This is a genomic window from Flavobacterium sp. (genome assembly GCF_040382755.1).
Taxonomy (GTDB): domain Bacteria; phylum Bacteroidota; class Bacteroidia; order Flavobacteriales; family Flavobacteriaceae; genus Flavobacterium.
Genome location: NZ_JBEIET010000288.1, coordinates 1 through 1162 on the forward strand (window position 1 = coordinate 1; position 1162 = coordinate 1162).

Annotated in this window: 1 protein-coding gene; it reads right to left on the minus strand. The window is 34.7% G+C overall.

The genetic code is table 11. The annotated features are described in order from the left end of the window. Window positions 1–1162, minus strand: a 1162-nt coding sequence (locus tag ABWO04_RS12060) for an efflux RND transporter permease subunit (protein WP_353079923.1), incomplete at both ends; no start/stop codon positions are given.

A 1162-nucleotide genomic window follows, 5' to 3' on the forward strand; every position in this document is an offset into this window, starting at 1 on the left:
AGCACTCACGCGGTCAACTTTTACCTCTAACTCGGGACTATCTTTATTTACATCCACACTTAAACGTTCAATTCCAGGAATATTTTTCGAATTGATAAATGCAATCATTTTATCTGCTTCCACCAGCATTTCTTGATAATCTGTACCCGTTAATTGCACACTAATTGGATATCCAGCTGGCGGTCCGTTGGCATCTTTTTCTACCGTTACGGTTGCACCTGCAATGCCTTTTACTTTCGCGCGAATTTCATCTAAAACTTCAGTAGTGTTAACACCATTTCTAAATTTATATTCCGAGAAATTTACGGTTACTTTTCCTTTGTAAGGCGTTTCTGAAGCGGAACCCGCATCTACATTTGGATTACCAGCACCCACTCCCACTTGCGAAACAATACTTTCGGCTAAGTAGTTTTTATTAGTCTTTGGATCTACATATTTATTTAAGATTTCAATTACTTGTTTTTCAACAAACAAAGTCGCCTTATTGGTTTTTGCAATATCGGTTCCTTGCGGATATTCTATATACGTAATAACTTGATTTGGAATATTATCAGGGAAAAATAATACTTTTCTTGGGAAAATTCCTAATAAGATAAACGAGAAAAATAACATTCCAATTATTGTTGCTAATGCCAACCAAGCTCTTTTTCCAGTTAAAATTTTGGCTAAGAAATTTTTATACTTATTTTCCATTTTTGGAAAAAAGTTGTATTGAAAATCTTGCGTCCATTGGTATAATTTTATTTTATATAACCACATTAACCCTAAGGAAATAATGGCTAAATGACCAATCGCTTTTGCAAAAGTAGAATCGGTTAAGTGTCCTAAAAACACAAACACAATTCCAACCACACTAAAAATAATCGTATATAATTTTGCTGATTTATTCGAAACATTTCTGTCTTCGGTATCCATTGAACCACCTGTCATAGCTGCATTTACTACCATCGCTACAAATAACGAAGCCTTAAGAGTAACCGTTAAGGTTATTGGAAAATATTTCATAAATTTTCCCATCGTTCCAGGCCATAAAGCAAATGGTAAAAAGGCCATTAAAGTAGTAGCTGTGGAAGAAATTACAGGCCAAGCGATTTCGCCAATTCCAATTTTTGAAGCGGATACCCTATCCATTCCTTTTTGCATATTGGCAAATACATTATCG